Annotated in this window: 13 protein-coding genes; 7 read left to right on the top strand and 6 right to left on the bottom strand. The window is 71.5% G+C overall.

Going from position 1 to position 15,383, the window contains the following annotated elements; translation table 11 throughout:
• The first annotated feature begins 14 nt into the window (after nt 1-14).
• Complete coding sequence (locus tag ACFWY5_RS01735; RefSeq protein WP_379630276.1) at nt 15-2,099, top strand: Hsp70 family protein; 2,085 nt, start codon at nt 15-17, stop codon at nt 2,097-2,099.
• The gene (locus tag ACFWY5_RS01730) at nt 2,096-5,104 is read left to right on the top strand and encodes a hypothetical protein (RefSeq protein WP_379630275.1); all 3,009 of its coding nucleotides are present in this window, start codon (nt 2,096-2,098) and stop codon (nt 5,102-5,104) included. Before ACFWY5_RS01735 ends, ACFWY5_RS01730 begins: the two co-directional genes overlap by 4 nt.
• Here ACFWY5_RS01730 and ACFWY5_RS01725 read toward each other — a convergent pair whose 3' ends face one another.
• The 3 genes from ACFWY5_RS01725 to ACFWY5_RS01715 all read right to left on the bottom strand — a co-directional run bounded on the left by ACFWY5_RS01725 (nt 5,105) and on the right by ACFWY5_RS01715 (nt 7,758).
• Complete coding sequence (locus tag ACFWY5_RS01725; RefSeq protein ID WP_379612357.1) at nt 5,105-5,581, bottom strand: hypothetical protein; 477 nt, start codon at nt 5,579-5,581, stop codon at nt 5,105-5,107.
• A gap of 59 nt (nt 5,582-5,640) precedes the next feature.
• On the bottom strand, nt 5,641-7,092 hold the full coding sequence (locus ACFWY5_RS01720; RefSeq protein WP_379630274.1) for a hypothetical protein: 1,452 nt from the start codon (nt 7,090-7,092) through the stop codon (nt 5,641-5,643).
• A gap of 204 nt (nt 7,093-7,296) precedes the next feature.
• Complete coding sequence (locus tag ACFWY5_RS01715; RefSeq protein ID WP_379612355.1) at nt 7,297-7,758, bottom strand: hypothetical protein; 462 nt, start codon at nt 7,756-7,758, stop codon at nt 7,297-7,299.
• A gap of 122 nt (nt 7,759-7,880) precedes the next feature.
• Here ACFWY5_RS01715 and ACFWY5_RS01710 point away from each other — a divergent pair, with 122 nt between their 5' ends.
• The 5 genes from ACFWY5_RS01710 (at nt 7,881) to ACFWY5_RS01690 (ending at nt 12,237) form a co-directional block, all read left to right on the top strand.
• Complete coding sequence (locus ACFWY5_RS01710; protein WP_379630273.1) at nt 7,881-9,047, top strand: hypothetical protein; 1,167 nt, start codon at nt 7,881-7,883, stop codon at nt 9,045-9,047.
• 71 nt (nt 9,048-9,118) lie between these two features.
• Nucleotides 9,119-9,715: an RNA polymerase sigma factor gene (locus ACFWY5_RS01705; RefSeq protein WP_379612353.1), complete on the top strand. Its 597-nt coding sequence runs from the start codon at nt 9,119-9,121 to the stop codon at nt 9,713-9,715.
• Complete coding sequence (locus ACFWY5_RS01700) at nt 9,708-10,655, top strand: CU044_5270 family protein (RefSeq protein ID WP_379630272.1); 948 nt, start codon at nt 9,708-9,710, stop codon at nt 10,653-10,655. The genes ACFWY5_RS01705 and ACFWY5_RS01700 overlap by 8 nt, the downstream gene beginning before the upstream one ends.
• 26 nt (nt 10,656-10,681) lie before the next feature.
• Nucleotides 10,682-11,365 carry a TetR/AcrR family transcriptional regulator gene (locus ACFWY5_RS01695; protein ID WP_379612351.1) on the top strand — a complete coding sequence of 228 codons (684 nt, stop codon included), beginning with the start codon at nt 10,682-10,684 and terminating at the stop codon, nt 11,363-11,365.
• Complete coding sequence (locus ACFWY5_RS01690; RefSeq protein WP_379630271.1) at nt 11,362-12,237, top strand: alpha/beta fold hydrolase; 876 nt, start codon at nt 11,362-11,364, stop codon at nt 12,235-12,237. Before ACFWY5_RS01695 ends, ACFWY5_RS01690 begins: the two co-directional genes overlap by 4 nt.
• Here ACFWY5_RS01690 and ACFWY5_RS01685 read toward each other — a convergent pair.
• From ACFWY5_RS01685 to ACFWY5_RS01675, 3 genes are all read right to left on the bottom strand, one after another.
• On the bottom strand, nt 12,194-12,652 hold the full coding sequence (locus tag ACFWY5_RS01685) for a hypothetical protein (RefSeq protein ID WP_379630270.1): 459 nt from the start codon (nt 12,650-12,652) through the stop codon (nt 12,194-12,196). The genes ACFWY5_RS01690 and ACFWY5_RS01685 overlap by 44 nt on opposite strands.
• A gap of 14 nt (nt 12,653-12,666) precedes the next feature.
• Nucleotides 12,667-13,440, bottom strand: coding sequence for a hypothetical protein (locus tag ACFWY5_RS01680; RefSeq protein ID WP_379612348.1), 774 nt, complete (start codon nt 13,438-13,440; stop codon nt 12,667-12,669).
• Nucleotides 13,441-13,517: 77 nt separating this feature from the next.
• A complete protein-coding gene (locus ACFWY5_RS01675) occupies nt 13,518-15,323 on the bottom strand; it encodes a serine/threonine-protein kinase (protein ID WP_379630269.1) in 1,806 nt (601 codons plus the stop codon).
• Between the last annotated feature and the right edge of the window lie 60 nt (nt 15,324-15,383).

Raw genomic sequence — 15,383 nt, 5'->3', positions numbered from 1 at the left:
AAGGCACGGACAACGTGGACACAGCCGTCGGCATCGACCTCGGGACCACCTACTCGGCGGTGGCCTGGGTCAACCGGGAGGGCGACCCGGAGATCATCCCCAACGCCCAGGGGGAGCCGCTGACCGCGTCGGTGGTCACGCTCGACGCCGGCGGCCGTCCCGTGGTGGGGGCGGAGGCCAAGGCGGATCAGGCGGGCGGCAAGGCGGAGGTCGCCCACCTGTTCAAGCGGTTCATGGGCAACCCGGCGTTCCGGCTGGCGCTCGGCGACCGCGAATGGTCGCCGGCGGAGCTGTCGGCGCTGGTCCTGGCGCACCTGAAGGCCCAGGCCGAGGCGGCGCTGGGGGTGCCGGTCACGCACGCGGTGGTGACCGTGCCGGAGTACTTCACCCACCCGGAACGCGCGGCGACGCTGGAGGCCGGCCGGCGCGCGGGGCTGGAGGTGCTGCGGCTGATGAGCGAGCCGACCGCGGCCGTCCTCGCCTACGGGCTGCGGCCGGGGCCGGACACGCGGCGCCTGCTGGTGTACGACCTCGGGGGCGGCACCTTCGACATCTCGCTGGTGGAGGTGGGCCCGGACGAGATCACCGTCATCGCCGCCGAGGGCGACCACGAACTCGGCGGCCGGGACTGGGACGACCGGCTGACCGGCGAGATGCTGAGCGGTCTGTCCCCGGAAGACGCCGAGCTGCTCGCGGCGCATCCCGGCGTCCTGCTGGTCGAGGCGGAACGGCTGAAGCAGACGCTGTCGGCGCGCCGGGCGGCGGAGGCGCGTCTCACGCTGGGCGGCCGCACGATCAAGGCGGCGGTGACCAGGCAGGCGTTCGAGGCGGCCTGCGCCGATCTGCTGGAGCAGACCGGGCAGCTCACCGCCAAGCTGCTGGAGGAGACCGGGCTCACCTGGGCGGACATCCACGGGGTGCTCCCGGTCGGCGGCTCCACTCGGATGCCGATGGTCGCCCGGTGGATCGAGCACATGTCCGGCCGGCCGCCGATGGGCGGAATCCATGCCGACCACGCCGTGGCGCTCGGAGCCGCCGCCCAGGCGGCGATCCTCCTGGAAGCCGAAGCGGCCGAGGGACCGTTGCGTCTGCCCGGCTCGGACCCGGGCGAGGCCAGGCCCATCCTCCGGCTGGACGCGCCGCGCCAGATCAAGAACGTCGTCGCGCACAGCCTCGGCATGATCGCCGAGGACGCCGCGGGGGAGAGGTACGTCAACAGCGTCCTGCTCCCGCGCAACCAGCGCATTCCCTCGAACGCGACCCGTCCCTACCAGTTCCGGCTCAAGGGCGACGGCGGGGACACGATGGAGGTCTTCCTCACCCAGGGCGAGACCGACGACGTCCAGGACTGCGTCTATCTCGGCCGGTACGTCGTCACCGGCTTTCCCGCCGCCCTGGGCCCGCGGGACGCCGTGATCGACGTCTCCTACGCCTACGACGACAGCGCCCTGGTCCAGGTGACCGCGGCGGAGCGGGCGTCGGGCGCTCCCCTGGTCGTCAGCGTTGAGGAGTTGCCGGCCGACGTTCCCGAGCGCTTCCTCCAGCCGCCCCAGCGCGGCGGCTCACGTGAGGCGATGACGGTCTACCTGGCCTTCGACCTGTCGGGCAGCATGTCCGGCAGCCCACTGGCCGGGGCGCAGCAGGCCGCCAGGGCGTTCGTGAGCCAGCTTGACCTGACCACGGTCGCGGTCGGCCTCATCGGCTTCTCCGACCGGGTCGACGTCTCCCTGCCCGCGACCAACAACGCCGCGGACATCGAACGCGCCATCCGCCGCCTCACCGTCGGCAGCACCGGGTACGGCAACGCCACGCATCCCTTCGACGACATCCGCCGGCTGCTGGCCGACACCCGGCACCGGAGGTTCAGCGTCGTGCTCGCCGACGGAGTCTGGGATGAGCAGGGCCACGCGAAGAGCCGGGCCCGGCGGTGTCACAAAGCCGGAATCGAGATCATCGCCGTCGGTTTCGGCAGCGCCGACCAGGCGTTCCTGCGCGCCATCGCCTCCTCCACCGAGCAGGCGCTGTTCACCCAGCTCGGTTCGCTGAGCCAGGTCTTCGGCACGATCGCCCGGGAGATCACCGAAGGAGGCAGGCGTTGACGGAGGACCGCCCGAACTTCTTCATCCTGCTGGGGCTCGACCCGGACGCCGCGTGGGACGAGCAGGCCTATCAGCGTGCGCTGGCCCAGGCGCGCAACCAGTGGTCGATGGCTGTCACGGGGCCGCGGGGCCCCTCGGCCATCGCGGCCAAGCGCAACCAGCAGCTCTACGCCACCGGGGTCATCCAGGAGGTCATGGAGGACGAGACCAAGCGCGCCGAGGAGAAAGAGCGGGCCAGCGGGAGCAAGAAGGCCGCGCTGGCGGCCAAGGGCAAGGAGTTCCAGGCCAGGCTCCGGCTTCTCGCCAAGCGCGGTCACCTGCTGCCGCCGGAGGTGGAGTCGCTCCGCCGGGAGTTCGCCGACGTCCTGGCCGCGGACCGGGAACTGGCCGGCCGGCTGGACGCCACACCGGTCGGGCCGGTCCAGGACGATCTCTCCGCCGCCCGGCTGGACGCGTCCACCGTGGCCCGGCTGCGCGACATGCTCGACGGCGCGCGGCTCCACTCGCTCTACGACGCGCTCAAGACGGTGGCTCCGACGGTCACCCCCCACAGCCCCAGGAAGCTGCTGCTCGAAGCCGCCGACGAGCTCTACCGCAAGGAACACAGGCGCAAGAACAAATCCGATCCGGCGATCAAGGCGCGGGAACTGCTCAGCGGCCTGGCCAAGACCCTCTTCGCCACCGACGAGCAGCGCGAACGCCACGACACGTCGATGCGGCTGACCACGCTCGACGAGCTGATCGCGTGGGTGGTCAAGGTACTCGCCGCGGCGAAGGCGATCAGCAGCGAGCAGGTTCTGGCCTTCCTGGAGGAGGCCAGACGCCGGGGCATCGACGACCTGGATCTCGCGCTGCGGCACCTCAGAGAGACGTTCCAGCAGCGCGGCTGGGCACTCGAACTTCCGGCTGCCGAGGCCGAGAAGACGCTGCGCCACCAGGTGCAGTGCCCCCGGTGCACCATGCTCAACGGACCTCTGGCCGAGGTCTGCGTGATGTGCGCGTTCGGGCTGCGCGAACCCTGCCCGGCGTGCGGCGCCGTCGATCCCCGGTACGGCGGCTGCGGCTGCGGCTTCCCGATCGGGCAGCGCGACACCGTGCGGGATCTCATCACCCAGGCCGTCGAGGCGCTGGAGGCCGGCCGGATGCCGATCGCGGAGAGCCTGCTGGATCGGGCGGAGGGCATCTGGCGGCTCCCGCCCGGACGCACCGACCCGGTCTCGGCCACGCTCGAGAACGCGCGGTCGCGCTGGAAGAGCGCCGCCGAGCACGTCGATCAGATCCGGGCCACGATCGCCGACCTGATGAGCGCCAGGAAGCACATCCAGGCGGCCGACCTGCTGCGGACGGCGCCGCCCGGTTTCCCCGAGTCCGAGGCGCTGCTCGAACGGGCGGAGGCGATGATCGGACAGGCGCGGGAACTCTACGACCGCTCCCGGCAGCCCCGCACCTCCACGACCCGGCGGGTCGAGCTCCTCACCGAGGCGCTCCAAAGGTGCGCGGATCTGGAGGTCGCCAGGGCCGAGCTCGAACGCATCCCGCCGGAACGGCCCCGCGGCGTGCGCGCCACCGTCCCGGACCCGGCCGCCGGCGTGCTGGTCAGCTGGTCGGGCAGCGCGGACCCCGGTGTCTCCTATGTCGTGGTACGGCGGACCGGCCCGGACGCGCCGGAGTCCGCCGAGAGCCGGCCCGGCCAGCGGCGCCTGGGCGAGACCACCGACTCGTCCTGGCACGACGGCACGGCCGGCGAGGTCGCGGGGGTGCCGCTGACCTACGCGGTGATCGCCGCGCGGGCCGGCACACATTCCGCGCCCGGAGTGGCCGAGCCCGTCGTGGTCCTGCCCGACCCGGACCTGCAGTGCCAGAGCGGCCACGGCCAGGTGAAACTCACCTGGACGCTGCCGGAGCGCGCGGAACGGGTCGAGATCTCCCGGCGGGTGGTGGGCGGTTCCGGGGCGCCGGTGGAACTGCCGGTCACGCAGGAGCCGCACCTGGTCGACCGGGACGTCGTCAACGGGGTGCGCTACCAGTACACGGCGCGCGCGTCGTACTCCGTCCCCGGAATGGGTACGCGCTGGTCGGCCGGTCAGGTTCAGCAGGCCATGCCGTACGAGCCGCTGTCCCCGCCCGGTCCGCTGGTCCTGACCAGCTCCAGCGCGCAGTACAACCTGTACAGGCTGAAGGTGGAGATCCGCTATCCGCCTCCGGAGCGGGGCGAGGTCTGGATCGTCCGTCAGGACGGCTCCGGATCGCTGCGCGAGGGCGACCAGGGGCGGGAAGGCGTCCTGAAGGTGGACGGGGATGTGCGGACCGATCCCTCACCGGTGCGCGACATCCTCTTCGACACCGGATGCTTTTCCTACGTGCCGGTCCTGCGGGCGAACGGCATGCTGTACGTCGGCGGGCCGCGGCGCTTCGCCGTTCACGAAGAGGTGTCCGAGCTGCAGGGGGAGTTCGAGGACGGGACCCTCCGCCTCGCCTGGACCTGGGCGCCCGGCGGAACGCGGGCGCTGGTCGGCCACCACCCCACCGCCGAACTGCTCGACCCGACCACCGCCGCGCGCCCGCTGTCGGTGACCAGGGAACCGGGGGAGGAGGTGGGCGGCTGCTCGGTCACCGTACGGCCGGACGACACCGCCGCTCACGTCGTCGTCGCCATCGTCGTCGAGCGGGACGGGACGGACTTCGTCACCGCGGGCGTGCGCCGCCACCTCGTCAGGCCGCCCGTCCGCGTCGAGTACCAGGTGCAAGGGGCGGATGCCCGGCGGCCGCAACTGATGCTGAGGACCGACGGCCAGGTCAGGCTCCCCGCCCTCGCCCTGTACGGCCGGCGGGAGCGGCCACCGCGAACCCGCGAGGACGGCATCCGGTGCGCCCTCGTCGATCCGATCACCGTCAACGGCACGCGGACGGTGGAGTTGCCGCGGTTCACCGATCGACGGCTCCGGTACCGCCTGTTCACCGCCTCGTCCGGCGAGGCGTCCGCCGTGGAACTCGTGCCGCTGTGATCACTTCTTGAGCAGGTAGATGTCCAGGACCAGGGTGCTGACCGCCCGGTGGCTCAGAAAGGGCCGGAACACGGCGCCCTGGAACACGTAACCGGACTTGCCGAGGTCCTTGAGCACCGCGTTCGCCTTCCTGGCGATGTTCAGGGCGCGGCCGGGGTCCGTGTCTCCCGCGCCGCCGAAGGCCAGCACCAGGCCGGCCCGCCGGCCGTGCAGCTTCTCGACCTCGCGGACCTTCCGCCGTATCCCCGCCTCGGCCTTCTCGTCGCCGGCCAGCAGTCCCGCCCAGTCGACCTTCATCGTCACCTCGACCGGTCGCTGTTCGAGCCCCGGCTCGGGCGTCCGGCTCGGCGTGGGTGCGGGCGTGGGCGTGGGGGGCGGCTCGGGCGGCTCCGGCACGCCCACCGTCGTCGCCACCAGGAACGCCATCGCCAGCGCCACCATGAGATCGGCGAACAGCCAGCCGATGGTGCCGAACACGAGGTTCCCCGGCTCTCTCCGGCCGCGACGGCTCCCGGTCCCCCGGCGGACGCGGGTCATCAACGACCGCCGAACAGCCGTGACCAGAAGCCGCGGCCGGACACCCCGGCGCCGGCACTGATCGCCTTGGCCGCCTTCTCCACCGACGCGGCGGCGCGGGCGAGGTCAGCGGCGGTGCTCCCCATGGCTCGTGTCGCGGCTTCGAGCGATCCGGTGGTCGCGGACAGGTTGCGTTCGGTGGCGGCCAGGCTCCGGCCGGCCTTCACGACGTTCTGCGTGAGCGTCTCGATATCGCGCTTCAGATCGCCGGTGACCAGCGTGGCGACCTCGTTCAACGAGGTGGCCGCGGAGGTGATGCTCGCCGAGTGGGTCGCGATGCGCCCGGAGAACTCCGACTGTGAGGCGCCGATCGTCGCCAGCTTCTCGTCGATGGACCGGGCGATCGTGGTGTACGCGCCGACGCTACTGGCCAGCCCGGCCGCCGCGCCCGCCAGATCGCTCGCGGCCCCGGCCACCGCGGCGGCGCTGGTGCTGTAGGTCTTCTGGTCGCGCCGGTAGTCGGCCAGCGACTGCGCGAACCCCTCGAACAGCGGCTTCATCTGCTGCTCGACCAGTTGCCGGTTGGCCTCGCCCGCCTGCTGCAGGACCCGGGTGGCCTCCTGGCCCACGAGGGTGGTGGTCTGCTCGGCCTTCCTCTGCAGGGCGAGCATCACCTCCCGGGTCTCCTCGCCGACGCCCTTCAGCAGTTCCTCGCCGCGTAGCTGCAACTGGGTCAGTTGCTCGCTCGCCGATTGGGTGATCTCGGCGTTCTTCCTGGCGACCAGTTCGGTGTCGCGGACCGCCGCCTTGATCATCTGCTGGGTTTCGGAAAGGATCAGGCTCGCCGCCTCTGCCCATTCCTTGGCGTTGTCGGGGGCCCGTACGCCGTTGCTCTCGACCGCCCGGTCGAGGGCGTGCAACGCTTTGTCCGCCTGTAGGCCGACATCGGCGATCGTCCTATTCGCGGCACTTTCCGCACTGCGCGCCCAAATGGTAAGTGTCAATACAGCCAAAAGCAGGACAAATGCCGCCATTGCCGTTTCTGCGAAGGTCGGGATAGACAAATCGCCGAAACGGCCCTGCCATAACACCAGGAAGGGTTGTGTCACCAGGTCCGTTTTCGTGGTGACCTGTTGGTAATAGGCCCAGCTGGCCACCGCGAGCGCCAGCCACGTGAGCATCAGGGGCAGTACCGCGCTGGCGTTGCGCCAGCCGATGATGCGCCCGACCCGGGCGTGCTGCCTCTCGGCGAGATCGTCCAGCGGAATGCCGGCGGCGATGAACCGCTTGAGCGCGTCGAAATCCCGCCGCCCGGCCGCGGCGTCGGCGATCTTCAGCTGTTCGGCGTCAGCGGGCGCGCGATGCTTCTGCAACGTGCCGTACAGCTCCCGCAGCTCTCGCGCCGCTGCCTCTCCATCGGGTTCCAAGGCCGCGACAAGCGCGAAAGTGTGAATCTGTGGCTTCGCACCCATAAATCCCCCAAAAGAGGTATCTCGGCTAGCTCTTCTACTCTAGTGATAACTGCCGAGCATCGTGTATGGGAATGGCGGGAAAGCATCTCTGATTTCCGCTATTGGGCAGCCTGGTGGCCAGATGGGTAAGCGTCCGTTCCCGTTCGCCGGGCAAAGGGCGGCGCGCCATTTTCGGGCATCGTGAAACGGGTATTTCTGAACGTGCTACGCGCGGACGTTGTCGAGTTCTCCGGCGGGGAAGGCCAGGGCCATGGCGATCGCCGGCCACTGCTCCAGCGTGCGCTCGACCACGGGGTCGGTGGTGCGCAGGAAGGCGAGGTGCTGGATGGCGTGGGCGGCCACGTTCGCGTTCTCGATCTGGTCCGGGCTCGGGGCGGCGGGGGCGGAGCCTCGGGCTATGGTCAGGTCGTTCAGGGGGGTGCGGGTGCTTTCCGGTTCGGGGTCGGGGCATACCGCGTAGGTGAGGACGATCTGGTCCAGCTCCGGCAGGTGGCGCCAGCTGGTCGAGTGCACGACGTGGGCGGGGTCGTCGGCCCGGACGCCGCTGATCCGCCGGGCGGTCTCGTCGGGCGCCTCGCCGGGCAACGGCGTGGCGGCGGCTCGCCGGTACGACCACGCACCCTGCTGGTCGGCCAGCAGCATCAGCACCTCAACCGAGACAGTCACGTTGCTCCCCGTCGTCCGACCATCTGCGACAAGTATGCAGGAGCGTCCATACAGCAGGTGTGGACTTGCTGCAGGGGCTCGCCCGTGCGTCGCTGGAAGTGCGGCACATGAGGAGGGACGCGATGCACGGAGTATTGCTGCTGATGGGCTCGGGTGAGACCAGCCCGACCATGGTCGAGGTCCATCGCGCCGCGATCGGGGAACTGGGGCCCAAGCCCCGGGCTGTGCTGCTCGACACGCCCTATGCCTTCCAGGAGAACGCCGCGGAGATCTCCGCGCGGGCCTGCCAGTACTTCGCCCGGAGCGTCGGCCTGGACGTCGAGGTCAACGGTGTCGTCGCGGGCGCGGACTGGGTGTTCTGCGGTCCGGGGAGCCCGACGTACGCGCTGGACCGGTGGGCGGGTGGCTCGGCGATGGCGGACCTGGTCGCGCGGGTGCGGGCCCGGAGGGGGGTCACGGTGTTCGCCTCCGCCGCCGCGTGCACGGCCGGGGTGGCGACCGTTCCGGTGTATGAGATCTACAAGGTGGGAGCGGAGCCGTACTGGCGGGAAGGGCTTGATCTTCTGGGGCCCGTCGCGCTGAACGCCGTCGTCATCCCGCACTATGACAACGCCGAGGGCGGCACGCACGACACGCGCTTCTGTTATCTGGGGGAGCGGCGGTTGTCGCGGATGGAGCGCGAGCTTCCCGCCGGGACGGGGATCTTGGGGATCGACGAGCATACGGCGCTGGTCGTCGATCTCGTGGATGAGCGGGTACGCGTGGCCGGCCGGGGCGGGGTCACGGTGCGGACCAGGGGCGGGCAGAGCGTCCTGCCCGCCGGCGCGACGGCCACGCTGGCCGAGCTGCGGGAACTGCTGCGCGGGGAGGGACGGTTCGCCGGGCCGGCGGGTCCGGAGGCGGTCGCCGCTCAGCGGACTCTGGGGGAGATCGTCGAGGCGTGCGAGGAGTCGTTCGCCGCGGCCCTGGGCGCGGACGACGTCTCGGCGGCGACCCGGACGGTGTTGCGCCTGGAGGAGGACATCGCCGGCTGGTCGGCCGACACCGAACAGGACGACGGCGGGCCGCTGCAGGCCAGGGACGTGCTGCGGCGGCTGATCGCCTCGCTCGCCGCGCACACCGGACAGCAGGTGGTGGCGAGGATCGTGCCGCCGCTGCTGGCCGTACGGGAGAAGTTCCGATGTGAGGGCGCCTTCGAGGTCGCCGACGCGGTGCGCGGTGCGCTCGCCGAGGGTGGGGTACGCGTGGAGGACACCGCCGACGGCCCCCGCTGGAGCCTGCTTCCATAGGAAGATGCCGAGAACTCAAGCCGCCACTTCGGGGAAAAGAGGGTGACGACACCGAGGAACGGAGCGCAGGCTTGGCAGCCGATGTGAGCCTGGCGGACGCGGAGCTGATCCAGCGGTCCAGGCGCGACCCCGCCGCCTTCGCGGCCCTGTTCGACCGGCACGCACCCGCCTTACACCGCTATGTGACGCGGCGGCTGGGTGACTCGCTGGCCGACGACGTGGTCGCGGAGACGTTCCTGACCGCCTTCCGGCGTCGCGCCCGCTACGACGTCAGTCACCCCGAAGCCCGCCCCTGGCTGTACGGCATCGCGGCCAACCTGATCGGCAAGCACCGCCGTAAAGAACAACGCTTCTACCAGGCGCTGGCGCGGACCGGCGTCGACGAGGTGGCGGAGAGCTACGCCGACCGGGTCGAGGCGCGGGTGTCGGCGTCGGCGGCGCAGCGCGATCTCGCGGGGGCGCTCGCGGTGTTGTCGCCGGAGGACCGCGAGGTCCTGCTGATGATCGCCTGGGCCGATCTCAGCTACGAGGAAGTGGCGCTCGCGCTCGGCATCCCCATCGGCACGGTCCGCTCGCGGTTGCATCGCGCCAGGAAGAAGACGCGTGCGGCGCTGGGCGGCGTCGATCCGTCGGCCCTCGTCGTGGATGCGGAGGCAGATCATGGATGACCTGAGGATCCTCGCCGAACTGCGCGCGGACGCGCCGACGCCCGACGCCGACCGGCTGCGCGGGCTCCGCCGCCGGGCGACGCGGCGCAGCCCGCGCGGGTTCCTGGTGCTGCCGTCCCTGCTGGCCGCCGCGGCGCTGGCGGTCGCGGTCGTCGTGGTCACGCTGCCCCGGGACGCCCCCGACATCCGGCCGGTGCCGTTCACCGAGGCGATCACGCTGGATTCCGGGACCGTGCTGGAGCAGGCGGCGCAGACCATCGAGAAGCGGCCCGTGGCGCCGGAGCCCCGGCCCGATCAGTGGCAGTACACCAAGATCTTCAATGTTCAGCCCGCGGGCGGCCGGTCCTCGACGTACGAGGACTGGCTGCGCTACGACGGCAAGCAGACCGCGGGGCGGGACATGGAGGGGAAGTTCCGGGTACAGGATGTTCCGCCGGATCCGGGGGACGACGACCTCTCGCCCCAGGCGTACCGGAAGAAGCTGCTCAAGCTCCCCACCGATCCGGATGAGCTGTTCGCCCATGTCGCGGGTGACCGGCACTGGATCGACAATCCCCGGGAAGAGGGGGTGCCCAAGCGGGTCGAGGCGCCGGACGTGCGCGCGTACCGGATCCTCACGCTGTATCTGAAGCAGCAGGCGGTCATGCCGCCCAAGCTTGAGGCGGCCATCTTCCGCGCGCTGGCGAAGATCCCGGGGGTGCGGATCGAGCAGAACGTCAAGGACGCGACCGGCAGGACGGGGCTCGGCCTGTTCCGGTCGGCGGAGGGCCCGCGCCGCTACCTCATCCTCGATCCGGGCACCTATCGGGTCATGGCCGATCAGACGGTCTGGCTGCAGGACGAGGTGCGCGACGGGAAGGTGCTCGTCAAGAAGGGCGCGATCTTCGCCGACGTGGTGCTGGCGACGGGGATCGTGGACCGGCCCGGCCTTGCGAGGTAGTGACCGAACATGCAATTCTGGTCACTATGCCGCGCCCACTCGTTCCGGACCGGCGGGGGCGCATTCTCGCCGCCGCCCGGCAGCTCATCCTTGACCAGGGCTGGCCCGACACCACCGTCGCCGGCCTCGCCGCCCGCGCCGGGATCGGCAAGGGCGCCGTCTACCTGGAGTTCGCCGACAAGGCCGCGATCCTCGCCGCCGTGCTCAACCGGGACATGCGCGAGCTGACCGCCCAGGTGCACCAGCGGGTGCTGAGCGCGCCCGGCCTGGTCGACCTCCCGGCCGTCTACCGGTTCGCGGTGGAGGCGACGCTCGCGAACCCCCTCATGAGCGCGCTCTACCTGGGGGACGAGGCGGTGCTGGGCGAGCATGTACGCGGCGTGGGCGACGAGCGCTATCTCGACCGGTTCCAATGGCTGGGCGACTACGTCGGCCAGTTGCAGCGGGCCGGGGTCATCGATCCCGCGCTCTCCACGGAGAGCATCGTCCGCGTCCTGGGCATCTTCACGCTGGGCCTGCTCCACGCGCCCGGCGTCCTCGGCGCCATGACCGCCGGGGAGCTGTCGGAGACCGTCGGCCTGTTCGCCGACATGACCGGCCGCGGGCTGGCGAGCGGCCTGCCCGCCGATCCGGCGGCCGCGCGGGCGGCGCAGCTGTCCCTGCTGGCCCGTCTCGACGACCAACTCGGCCGGCTGGAGGAGCCCGCATGACCGGCGTTTTCGACACCTACACCGACCTGACCGTCCTCGGCGGCCCCGTACGGCTGTACCGGGCCGGCGGGTCGGGCCCGCCCGTACTGCTGCTGCACGGCGGGATGCTGGACACCGCGCAGGGGGTGTGGCGGCACGTCGTCCCCGACCTGGCGCCCGACCACCGGGTGTACCTCATCGACCTGCCCCGCCACGGCGGCAGCCGTCCGTGGCGAGGCGTCCTGGACGAGGCGTTCTACACCCGCTTCCTCGACGACCTGCTCGACGTGCTCAACCTGCCGCGGGTCTCCGTCATCGGGATCTCGCTGGGCGCCGGAATCGCGATCGGGTACGCGCTGAAGCACCCGGACCGCATCGACGCCCTGATCGCCATCGCACCCGGCGGGCTGGGAGCCAGGCGGAAGGCCCAGTTCCTCACCTGGATGGTCACCCGCACGCCCGGCGCGATGCGGCTGAGCAGCCGCTACCTGGCCCGCCGCCCCCGGACGGTACGCGAGTCGATGATCGCCAACCTCACGGCCGGGGCCGCCACCCGCGACTTCGACACCATCCTCGCCCTGGCCACCGAGGAGGCGGCGGCCAAGGCCGAGTACGGCGAGCCCGCGCTGGACGACTGGATGGTACGCGCCTACGGCCCCTTCGCCATGCGCGTGAACTACCTGCCCGACCTGCCGGGACTGACCACGCCCACCCTCTGGGTACGCGGCGACCGGGACCCGCTCGTCGGCCACGCCGAGATGGCCGAGGCCGCCGCGGCGACCCCGGGCAGCCGCCTGGTCACGTTGCCCGGTGCCGGGCACATCGTCACCTACGACCGGCCGGAGGAGTTCAGCCGCCTGGCCCGCGACTTCCTGGCGACCGCGACGAGGTGACGTCGAGGTCGGCGAAGACCAGGGTGATGACCTGGACGTTGGTTCCGACGCGGATCTCGTGGAAGTCTCTGCCGAGCGCCGCCGACCACTCGCGGGCCGTGCTCGAATCGGGAACGATCTCCGCGCCGGGATAGAGGCCCTGCGAGCGTACGCCCCAGATGTGCCCGTCCTCGTAGGTGGGCGAGGGCCATTCCAGGAGCGAGTCGTCCAGGGAGACCTGCCAGATGTGCGGGGCGAGCGCGCTCGACACACGCGCCTCCACGCAGTACTTGAACAGGTAGCGAAGACGCACCGGTTCGGTGACCGGGAGAGCGATCAGCATCTCGTAGTCGCGCGCGTAGTCGGTGTAGGCGTGGCGCATGAGCTCGGCGTCGAAGATCTCGTCCAGGGCTTCCTGGAGCTTGGTGAGGTCCAAGTCGAGCTCCCGGTTCAGGCGTGGTGGTCCTCCTCCACCAGTTCGAGGTCCGTCGGAACCAGGGTCGTGGAGTCGACCAGGCCTCTCAGCAGGTTGTGCAGGAGGTTGTTGTCACAGGGCCGGCCCGTCGCCATGTCGTGGATCAGCGGGAAGGGGAATCCGCTCGCGTCCAGGCGACGGCGTACGGTCTCGACTCTAGCCTCGATCTTGCGCTCGCCCCAGGCCTCGTCCCTGCGGATGTCGGCCAGGTAGTCGGCGGCCTGCCGGTACGTCAGCGGACGCGGATTCTCCTCGTAGAGCAGGTACCGGCGGCCGAGGATGACGAGCAGGAGGCGTTCGACGTCGTCGAGCGGCCAGATCTTGGGCGGCAGCGTGTCGGCCCGGCGGCGGGGGATCAGGCCCTCGTCGTCGTGGCCGCTCACGTAGAGCTCCACCAGGTGCTCGCGATGGCCGCACCCCTTCACGAACAGCGGCGTGTAGCCGGTGGCGAGCGGGATGGGATCGGTCGTGGCGTGCAGGAACCGCCCGCGCGGCAGCCGGACGAGCTGCTGGCCGGTGTTGCGCAGCCACCACTGCCGCCTGCGGTAGGTGAGCTCGCCGTGCTGGCGGCTCACGTGCAGGTCGTCCTCGCCGACGCCCAGGTCGACCTCCGGCTTGCCGGCCCTGCCGAACCTGACGACCGCGCCGCTCTGCGGGGCGGCCTTCACGCCGCCGGTGACCGTACGGGCGTGCAGCGTGCCGGGACGAACGGGCGCGACGCCACGGGCAAGGCTGTCGGGGAAATGCATCGCTCGTCTCCTTCGGACATCACGGGCACTGGATGTCAGGATCCACCGCCCGCTTCGGGACCGGTCCCGAGCCGCGTTCAGGCCGGGTGCGGCAGCCGGGCGGCGGCGGACGCGGTGAGCCGCCTGGCGAGCTGGCAGAGCTGGTCGGCCGAGCGTGATCCGGTGACGAGGAGGTTGACGGTCTCCGCCGCCCGCCCGTCCTGGTCGTGGTACGTGCGGTAGACCAGCTGGGCCAGGCACGATTCGTCGCCGTCGGCCTCGGGGCGCAGGATCGTGCGGTAGCCGTTCACGATGGTGGCGGAGCCGTTCGCGCTGTTCGGGGGTGGTCCCTGGTCGAAGCGGACGTCGAGCCAGAGCTCGCTGGTCGTGCTCTCCCATCCGCACTGCCAGCTGCCGAACCCGATGTCCGGGTCGTTGGCGTCGATGCCGGGGATGACCTCCAGCGCGGCGGCCGGCAGCAGCGCGCAGGCGTCCTGGTGCGCCAGCGATCGCGCCGGCAGGGTACGGCGGGGCAGCGGCCCGTTGTTCAGCACGGTGACGGCGTTGCCGGTGGCGACGTCGGCGATGGCGCACAGCGGCGCCTTACCCGGATCGTCGCGTTTGGCGGTGATGGTGATGTTGATGTCGCTCTCCCCGGCCGGCAGCAGGGTCCGCAGGCACGAGTCGCGCTCGGGGGGTTGTTCCACGATGCCGATCCGGCCCACGGTCCTGGCCTGACCCGGCTGCTCGGCGGCCGGGTCGTGGTTGAAGTCCACCCTGACGTCGACGACGCTGTCGCCGTCCGGGCGCACCAGCACGTCGCATCGGTCGAAGTTGCCGTAGGCCCGGTCGAGCTGGGTGGCGCCGAACCGGCCGAGCGCGACGGGCTCGGTCAGCGCGCACGGATCGACCGTCCGCTGGTCGCCGATCAGGGGCGCGGGCCCGATCGCCTGCGCGCTGCCGTCCCGCTCCGACGGCGGCAGGAGGAAGGACGCGATCCCCGCCAGGGCCGCGACAAGGGCGGCGGCCGCGCCGGTCAGGTACGGGTGGTTTCTGACCGCGCCCAGGATGACGCTGTCGGCGCGCGGGTCCGAAGAGAAGCCGGCGGCGCCGTTCACGCCGGGAGGGAGGACGGCGTCGCCCGCGATCTCCGTGAGCCGGCGCATCACCTCCGCGGCGTCAGGACGGCGGCCGGGCTCCCTGGCGAGCATCGCGCGCAGCACCTCGTCCAGCACCCCGAGGTCGGCCTTCAGCAGGACGCGCCCGCTCGGGCCGCGCTCCGGCGGCGAGCCGGTGACGAGCGCGTGGAGCATCGCGCCGAGGGAGAACACGTCCGAGCCCCGCTCCAGCCGGCCGAGGACGACCTCGGGGGCGGCGTAGTCGGGCGTGTAGCTGATGGCGCTGTTCGGGCTGATCGTCTCGTTCCCGCCGACGCGGTAGGCGGCGCCGAAGTCGGCGAGCTTGACCGTGCCGTCGCCGGTCACCACGACGTTGCCCGGCTTGATGTCGCCGTGGACGATGCCCTCGGCGTGCAGGCACACCAGCGCGTCGGCGACCTGCGCGCCGACGCTCGCGGCGACCTCCGGCGCCACGGCCTGCCGCCCGTTCAGGCTCCCGCCCGACACGTGCTCCATGACCAGCCAGGACGTGGCCCGCCGCCCCCGGCCGACCTGGACCGCGTCGAAGAGCGTGACGATGCGCGGGTGGTTGAAGCGCGCCAGCGCCCGCGCCTCGGCCCGCAGCCGGCTGAACCCGCGCACGCTGTCGTGCCCGCTCAGCATCCGCTTGAGTACGACGTCCCGCCCGAGCTGCTCGTCGCGGGCCAGCCAGACCTCGCTGGTCCTGCTGCGGATGGGACCGTTGGTGAGCCGATACCGACGGCCGACCGACCTGCCCAGACGCACCGTGGTTCCCTTCGGAGGGGACGGAACACTGCGCACTTTACCGAGCGATGGGCCTGGAGT

This window comes from Nonomuraea sp. NPDC059007, assembly GCF_042740555.1.
In the GTDB taxonomy this organism is placed as follows: domain Bacteria; phylum Actinomycetota; class Actinomycetes; order Streptosporangiales; family Streptosporangiaceae; genus Nonomuraea.
The sequence above is the reverse complement of the archived record's forward strand: the minus strand, read 5'-3'. Positions and strand labels throughout refer to the sequence as shown.

What these genes read in the sequence shown, in the direction of transcription:
- ACFWY5_RS01695 (WP_379612351.1), top strand. Translation starts at nt 10,682, where the DNA reads ATGCCGCGCCCACTCGTTCCGGACCGGCGGGGGCGCATTCTCGCCGCC.
- ACFWY5_RS01690 (WP_379630271.1), top strand. Translation starts at nt 11,362, where the DNA reads ATGACCGGCGTTTTCGACACCTACACCGACCTGACCGTCCTCGGCGGC.
- ACFWY5_RS01710 (WP_379630273.1), top strand. Translation starts at nt 7,881, where the DNA reads ATGCACGGAGTATTGCTGCTGATGGGCTCGGGTGAGACCAGCCCGACC.
- ACFWY5_RS01720 (WP_379630274.1), bottom strand. Translation starts at nt 7,092, where the DNA reads ATGGGTGCGAAGCCACAGATTCACACTTTCGCGCTTGTCGCGGCCTTG.
- ACFWY5_RS01700 (WP_379630272.1), top strand. Translation starts at nt 9,708, where the DNA reads ATGGATGACCTGAGGATCCTCGCCGAACTGCGCGCGGACGCGCCGACG.
- ACFWY5_RS01680 (WP_379612348.1), bottom strand. Translation starts at nt 13,440, where the DNA reads ATGCATTTCCCCGACAGCCTTGCCCGTGGCGTCGCGCCCGTTCGTCCC.